At 69.8% G+C, this 6,967-nt stretch carries 7 protein-coding genes; 5 read left to right on the forward strand and 2 right to left on the reverse strand.

The annotated features are described in order from the left end of the window. A partial coding sequence (locus GBZ26_RS25140) for a tetratricopeptide repeat protein (protein WP_174441178.1) occupies window positions 1–1,639 on the forward strand: 1,639 nt, incomplete at its 5' end. 7 nt (window positions 1,640–1,646) lie between these two features. Here the strand turns inward: GBZ26_RS25140 and GBZ26_RS25145 are convergent. Both GBZ26_RS25145 and GBZ26_RS25150 read right to left on the reverse strand, forming a co-directional pair. Then, a complete protein-coding gene (locus GBZ26_RS25145) occupies window positions 1,647–1,868 on the reverse strand; it encodes a hypothetical protein (protein WP_174441179.1) in 222 nt (73 codons plus the stop codon). A 72-nt stretch (window positions 1,869–1,940) separates the two neighbouring features. Continuing rightward, a complete protein-coding gene (locus GBZ26_RS25150; protein ID WP_174441180.1) occupies window positions 1,941–2,099 on the reverse strand; it encodes a hypothetical protein in 159 nt (52 codons plus the stop codon). A 228-nt stretch (window positions 2,100–2,327) separates the two neighbouring features. On the opposite strand from GBZ26_RS25150, the gene GBZ26_RS25155 reads away from it, so the two are divergent. The 4 genes from GBZ26_RS25155 to GBZ26_RS25170 all read left to right on the forward strand — a co-directional run. Then, a complete protein-coding gene (locus GBZ26_RS25155; RefSeq protein WP_174441181.1) occupies window positions 2,328–3,935 on the forward strand; it encodes an ABC transporter substrate-binding protein in 1,608 nt (535 codons plus the stop codon). Window positions 3,936–4,142: 207 nt separating this feature from the next. Next, window positions 4,143–5,162: an ABC transporter permease gene (locus GBZ26_RS25160; RefSeq protein ID WP_174441182.1), complete on the forward strand. Its 1,020-nt coding sequence runs from the start codon at window positions 4,143–4,145 to the stop codon at window positions 5,160–5,162. 8 nt (window positions 5,163–5,170) lie between these two features. Then, a complete protein-coding gene (nikC, locus tag GBZ26_RS25165) occupies window positions 5,171–6,091 on the forward strand; it encodes a nickel transporter permease (protein WP_174441183.1) in 921 nt (306 codons plus the stop codon). 11 nt (window positions 6,092–6,102) lie between these two features. Next, a partial coding sequence (locus GBZ26_RS25170) for an ABC transporter ATP-binding protein (protein WP_174441184.1) occupies window positions 6,103–6,967 on the forward strand: 865 nt, incomplete at its 3' end.

A 6,967-nucleotide genomic window follows, 5' to 3' on the forward strand; every position in this document is an offset into this window, starting at 1 on the left:
GGTGTCGCTGATCGTCCTGGCCATCGCGCTGGACCCGGAGGCGGCGGACTATCACGACAATCTGGGCAGCCTGCGCCGCGGCGGCGGAGACGCGGTGCGGGCGGCCGGGCAACACGCGCGTGCGCTGGCGCTGGAGCCGGCGCGCGCCAAGGCGGCCTTCAACCGCGGGCTGGCGCTCGGCGATCTGGCCCGTGAGGATTTGGGACGGGTGGAAGAGGCGCTCAGATGCTTCCGCGCCGCGCTCCGCATCGATCCTGGCTATGGGGCGGCGGCGCTGGCGGCGGGGCGGCTGCTGGCCGGTGGGCCGGAACGGTTGGCGGCGGAGCGCTGGCTGGCCCACGCCCTGTCCCTGGCGCCGGACAGCGCCGACGGCTGGGCCGCCGTGGGGCGTGCGAGGCTGGCGGCAGGGGAGGCCGATGGGGCGGTGACGGGCTACGACCGGGCCGCAAGGCTGCGTCCGGGCGACGGGGCGGCGCTGAGCAACCTTGCCATGGCGACCTTGCAGGCCAGCGGCGCCCTGCCGGAGTTCCCTCGCGCCGACCGCCCGGAGGCGACATGGGGCGAACCGCTCGCCCGCGCGCTCGACCTGTTCCTGGCGGCGCTGGAGCGCGGGGCGGGCGAGGTGGCGGAGGCCGCGCTGTTCCGCACCGCCGTGCTGACCATCCACCGCGGCATGCTGGACGACGCGCGGCTGGAGCGGATCGTCCGGAGGGCGCGGGACCGGCTGCGGCGCGCGCCGGGGGATGGCGCGGCGGCGGCCTGCATCGCCCATGACCTTTACCGCCGAGGGCGCTTGGTGACCGCCTCGCGGCTTGTCCGGCGCTGTCTGCGCGGCTGGTCGGAGGAGGCCATCCGCGCCGACCCGCAGGCTGCGAAATGGCGGCAGGTCGATGCGCGCCCGGCCTTCCTCGACGCGCTCGCCGGGTATCGGCCGCGCATCGCGGAGGCGGGGGAACGGTCGATGCCGGTTCCTCCTGCGGCGGGTGGTGGCGCGATCCTGCTGGTCAGCGTCGATTCCGGCTATTGGCGGCGCTTCGGCGGCTGGTTCCTGTCCCATGCCCTGAAGGACGCGCCGGGCGACCGCGTGCATGTCCACATCGTCAACCCCGGCGCGGAGGACCGCGCCGACCTGGACCGCCGCTGCGCCGCCCAGCCGGGGCGTCTGTCCTGGTCGCTGGAGCGCATCGACCTGTCCGCCCACGCGCCGGGGGCCGAGACCACCTATTACGCTTGCGCGCGCTTCTTCGTGGCTCTGGATCTGCTGGAGCGGGCGGGGGCGCCGGTCTTCATCACCGACATCGACGCCCGCTGCACGGCGCCGCTTCCGCCGGAGTTGCGGGACGGGGTCGGCTGGGACCTGACGATCATGCGCGACCATCGTGCCCGCGGGCCGTTCGACGACATCATCGTCAGCTTCCTCGGCGTCGCGCCGACCGCGGCGGGGCGTGAGTTCCTCGGCCTCGTCGGCGCCTGCATCGGCTGGTTCTTCGACCGGGACGAGGCGGCCTGGACGCTCGATCAGGCGGCGCCCTACGCCGTCCTCCACGACTGGACACGGCGCGGGCGGGCGCCGAGGCTGCGGGAGTATGAGTTCCTGCGCCTGCCCTGGTTCGATTTTCCGGTGAAGGGCGAGGGCTGACGGGCCGCTACGCCGCCTGGACGCTGTTGTCCTTGCGCCGCGAGAGCTGCAACTGGCCGTCCAGGCACCTCACGTAGGTGGTCTTGCCGGCCTTCAGGTTGTCGCAGACGGTGACCAGCGCGCGCGGGATCGCCGCGAATTCCTTCGAGCCGCGCGACTGCGTGTTGTAGGCGGCGAGGTGCTGGCGCAGCCCCTCCTTCGATACCGGCTTTCCGTCGTTCCCGATCATGGTCGTCCCCGCGATTGTGGTCCTCGGTGGACGAGGCTACGCGGGGACGGTGCCGGACTCAACGCCCCGGACTCAACGTCCGCTGTCGTCCCTGGATTGGTCCGCCGGTTTTCCGCCGTCGCCGGTCCAGTCATCGGTGATGTAACGCTGCGCGTCGCTGATCTTTTCCACCTCGTCGCGGCTCGGCGGCTTGGGCACGCGCGACTGGCCGTTCTCACGCTCCTGGTCCATGGGTCCTCCATCGCTTTGCCAGTGATGTGGATGGAAGGGCGGGATCGGCAAGCCTGTTGCGGACCGGGGTACGGCCTTCGCGTTCGGTCGCAGGGGGCCGCTATGACCGCCGCCCGCTTGACAGGCGAACCCGCGCCGCCGGATCATCCGGCCGTTAACCGCTAAGAATTCCAAAGAGAATTCGCCCCGTCCGGGGTCGTTCGGGATCATGCAGGGAGTATGGGAACCATGAACACGCTCGCGCGCCGTCTGGCCGGCGCCGCCCTTCTGTCCGCCGGTCTTTCCTTCGGTCTTGCGACCACGCCGGTCCTGGCCGACACGCCGAAGGACACGCTGGTCATGGCCTGGCAGTTCGACGACATCGTGACGCTCGATCCCGGCGAGATCTTCGAGCTGTCGGGGGCGGAATACGGCGCCCAGGTCTATGACCGGCTGATCCGCTTCGACGTCAACGACGTCAGCAAGATTTACGGGCAGGTGGCGGAAAGCTGGACCGTCTCCGACGACGGCAAGACCTTCACCTTCACCATCCGCGACGGGATCAAGTTCCACTCCGGCAACCCGCTGACGGCGGAGGATGTGGCCTATTCGCTCCAGCGCGCCGTGAAGATGAACAAGGGGCCGGCCTTCATCCTGACCCAGTTCGGCCTGACGCCGGAGAACGTCGACCAGAAGGTCCGCGCGACCAACCCGCGGACCCTGGTGTTCGAGACGGACAAGACCTACGCCCCGACCTTCGTGCTCTACTGCCTGACCGCCGACGTCTCCGGCGTGGTCGATGCCAAGCTGGTCAAGAGCAAGGAGGTCAACGGCGACTTCGGCGCCGCCTTCCTCAAGGCCAACTCCGCCGGGTCCGGCCCCTTCGTCCTGCGCCAGTGGAAGGCCAGCGAGCTTTTGTCGCTGGAGGCCAACGCCAACTACTGGGGCGGCGCCCCCGCCGTGAAGCGCGTGCTGATCCGCCACATCGCCGAGCCGGCGACCCAGCGCCTGCTGCTGGAAAAGGGCGACGTCGACGTGGCCCGCAACCTGAAGCCGGAGCAGTTCGAGCCGCTGCGCGGCAACGACAAGATCCGCATCGTCCAGGCGCCCAAGGGCACGCTCTATTATTTCGGCCTGAACCAGAAGAACGAGGTCCTGGCCAAGCCCGACGTGCGCAAGGCCTTCAAATACGCCGTGGATTACGACGGCATGGCGAAGACCATCATGAACGGTCTCGGCACCGTCCATCAGGCCTTCCTGCCCAAGGGCTTCCTCGGCGCGCTGGAGGAGAACCCGTACACGTACGACCCGGCCAAGGCGAAGGAGCTGCTTCGCCAAGCCGGCTATCCGGACGGCATCACCGTGACGATGGACGTCCGCAACACCTCGCCCAGCATGGACATGGCCCAGGCCATCCAGGGCAGTGCCGCGGCGGCGGGCATCAAGATCAACCTGCTGCCGGCGGACGGCAAGCAGGTGGTCACCAAGTACCGTGCCCGCAACCACGAGGCGCTGCTCTACCAGTGGGGCGCCGACTACCAGGACCCGAACACCAACGCCGACACCTTCGCCGCCAACCCGGACAACGCCGACGACGCGAAGGCCAAGCCGCTGTCCTGGCGCAACGCCTGGGACATCCCCGAGCTGACCAAGAAGACCGCCGCCGCGGTGGAGGAGCGCGACGCCGCAAAGCGCGCCGCGATGTACCAGGAGCTTCAGCGCGAAGTGCTGGAGACCTCGCCCTTCGTCATCATGTTCCAGCAGACCGAGGTGATCGCGGAGCGCAGCAACGTCGAGGGGCTGGTCTGGGGGCCGAGCTTCGACAGCAACTACTACTGGAAGGTCAGCAAGAAGTAAGGCGGGTTGCCCAGCCCCTCTCCCGACCCGGGAGAGGGTGGCGCCGAAGGCGCCGGGTGAGGGTCGTGCGAGGATCGATGCGCTGATCCTTGGCGGTACCCTCACCCTTCCCGTGCTTTGCACGGGTCCCTTCCCTCTCCCGGGGCGGGAGAGGGACTTTGAACTCAAGTCGGGTGAAACTTGGCCGCTAACTTGAAACGATGGGGGATGCCGGGGCGGCGTCATGCGCTTCGCGGGGCGGGGCTGCTCGTCTCGGTGGCGCTGACCGTCCTCGGCCTCCTGCTCGTCACCTTCCTGATCGGGCGCGTGGTGCCCATCGACCCGGTGATCGCCGTGGTCGGCGACCGCGTGTCCGCCGACACCTACGCCCGCGTCCGGCAGGAGCTGGGGCTGGACCTGCCGCTGTGGCAGCAGTTCCTGCGCTACGTCGGCGACGTGATCCAGGGCGATTTCGGCACCTCGGTGCTGACCTCCCGCCCGGTGCTGGAGGACATCCTGCGCGTCTTCCCGGCGACGCTGGAGCTGGCCACCGCCGCGCTGGTCGTCGGCGTGCTGCTGGGCATCCCGGCGGGGGTGATGGCCGCCGTCCATCGCGGGCGCTGGCCGGACCATCTGATCCGGGTGATCGGGCTGATCGGCCATTCCATCCCGATCTTCTGGCTGGGGCTGATGGCGCTGCTGGTCTTCTACGCGCGGCTCGACTGGGCGCCGGGGCCGGGGCGGGTGGACGTCTTCTACGAGGGGCTGGTCGATCCGGTGACCGGGATCATCACGGTGGACGCCCTGCTGGCCGGCGAGAGCGACGTGTTCTGGAGCGCGCTGCACCATCTGGTGCTGCCGGCGGGCATCCTCGGCCTCTACAGCGTGGCCTACATCGCGCGGATGACGCGCAGCTTCATGCTGGACCAGCTCCGCCAGGAATACATCACGACGGCCCGCGTCAAGGGCATGTCGGAAGCGCGGGTGATCTGGCGCCACGCGCTGGGCAACATCGCGGTGCCGCTGACGACCGTGGTGGCGCTGTCCTACGCCTCGCTGCTGGAGGGGTCGGTGCTGACGGAGACGGTGTTCGCCTGGCCGGGGCTGGGGCTTTACATCACCAACTCGCTGCTGTCGGCCGACATGAACGCGGTGCTGGGCGGCACGCTGGTGGTGGGGGCGGTCTTCATCGGCCTGAACCTGCTGTCCGACCTGCTCTATCGTCTGCTGGACCCCCGTGCGAGATGAGTGGCGCGATGACCGCACAGACGCAAACGACCGAAAACGGGCTGCGGGCGTGGCTGACGGCGGAGACGCCGCGGTCCCGCGGGCAGGCCCGGCTGGGCCGGGTCTATCTGGGCTGGCTGGCCTTCGCGCGCAACCGGCTGGCCATGATCGGGCTGGGCATCGTGCTGCTGCTGGTGCTGATGGCGGCGCTGGCCCCGCTGCTCGCTCCCTACGATCCCTACGCGCAGGACCTGTCGCAGCGGCTGCTGCCGCCCAGCGCGGCGCACTGGCTGGGCACCGACGCCTTCGGGCGGGACATCCTGTCGCGCATCCTCTACGGCTCCCGCCTGACGCTGATGATCGTGGCGCTGGTCGCGGTGACGGCGCCGGTGGCCGGGCTGCTGATCGGGACGGTGGCGGGCTATCTCGGCGGCTGGGTGGACGCGGTGCTGATGCGCGTCACCGACATCTTCCTGGCCTTCCCGAAGCTGATCCTGGCGCTGGCCTTCGTCTCGGCGCTGGGGCCGGGCATCGAGAACGCCATCATCGCCATCGCGATCACCAGCTGGCCGCCCTACGCCCGCATCGCGCGGGCCGAGACGATCACCATCCGCAAGAGCGACTTCATCAGCGCGGCGCGGCTCCAGGGCGCCTCGACGCCGCGGATCATCCTCGGCCATGTGGTGCCGCTCTGCGCCTCCTCGCTGATCGTGCGGGTGACGCTGGACATGGCGGGGATCATCCTGACGGCGGCGGGGCTGGGCTTCCTCGGCCTCGGCGCGCAGCCGCCGGCGCCGGAATGGGGCGCGATGATCGCCACCGGGCGCCAGTATGTGCTGGAGCAGTGGTGGGTCGCCACCATGCCCGGCATCGCCATCTTCGTGGTCAGCCTGGGCTTCAACCTGCTGGGCGACGGCCTGCGCGACGTTCTGGACCCGAAAGGCCAATGAGCCAACCGCCAATGAGCGACAAACCTCTGCTGGAGGTCGAGAACCTCCGCATCTCCTTCCCCACCCGGACAGGCGTGACGCAGGCGGTGCGCGGCGTCTCCTTCACCGTCGGTCGGGAAAAGCTGGGCATCGTCGGCGAGTCCGGCTCCGGCAAGTCGATGACCGGGCGGGCCATCCTGCGGCTGGTCCCGCCGCCCGGAATCGTCACCGCCGACCGGCTGAGCTTTCAGGGAGAGGACCTGCTGACCCTGCCGGAGAAGCGGCTGCGCGGCATCCGCGGGCGGCGCATTTCCATGGTCATGCAGGACCCGAAATTCTCGCTGAACCCGGTGATGACCATCGGCGCCCAGATCGCCGAGGCCTACCGCGTCCACTCCAGCGCCGGCACGGCGGAGGCGAAGCGGCGCGCGCTGGAGATGCTGGAGGCCGTGCGCATCCGCAACCCGGAGCGGGTCTACGGCCTGTACCCGCACGAGGTGTCGGGCGGCATGGGCCAGCGCATCATGATCGCCATGATGCTGATCCCCAACCCCGACCTGCTGATCGCCGACGAGCCGACCTCGGCGCTCGACGTGACGGTACAGATGCAGGTGCTGGCGATCATGGACGAGCTGTGCTCCAGCCGCGGCATGGGGATGATCTTCGTCAGCCACGACCTGAACCTCGTGGCGTCCTTCTGCGACCGCATCCTGATCATGTACGCCGGCCGGGTGGTCGAGACCTGCCGCGCGTCGGAGCTGCACGCGGCGACGCACCCCTACACCCGCGGCCTGCTCGACAGCCTGCCGCGCCTGGACGACACGCGGGCGGAGCTGCCGGTGCTGGCGCGCGACCCGTCCTGGCTGGAGGGTGTTTCTCCCTCTCCCCCCCGGGGAG

The sequence above is a fragment of the Azospirillum formosense genome (assembly GCF_013340925.1).
Lineage (GTDB): Bacteria > Pseudomonadota > Alphaproteobacteria > Azospirillales > Azospirillaceae > Azospirillum > Azospirillum formosense.

Coding starts and splice junctions, on each gene's coding strand:
- GBZ26_RS25145 (WP_174441179.1), bottom strand. CDS start 1,868: ATGATCGGGAACGACGGAAAGCCGGTATCGAAGGAGGGGCTGCGCCAG.
- nikC (WP_174441183.1), top strand. CDS start 5,171: ATGACCGCACAGACGCAAACGACCGAAAACGGGCTGCGGGCGTGGCTG.
- GBZ26_RS25155 (WP_174441181.1), top strand. CDS start 2,328: ATGAACACGCTCGCGCGCCGTCTGGCCGGCGCCGCCCTTCTGTCCGCC.
- GBZ26_RS25160 (WP_174441182.1), top strand. CDS start 4,143: ATGCCGGGGCGGCGTCATGCGCTTCGCGGGGCGGGGCTGCTCGTCTCG.
- GBZ26_RS25150 (WP_174441180.1), bottom strand. CDS start 2,099: ATGGACCAGGAGCGTGAGAACGGCCAGTCGCGCGTGCCCAAGCCGCCG.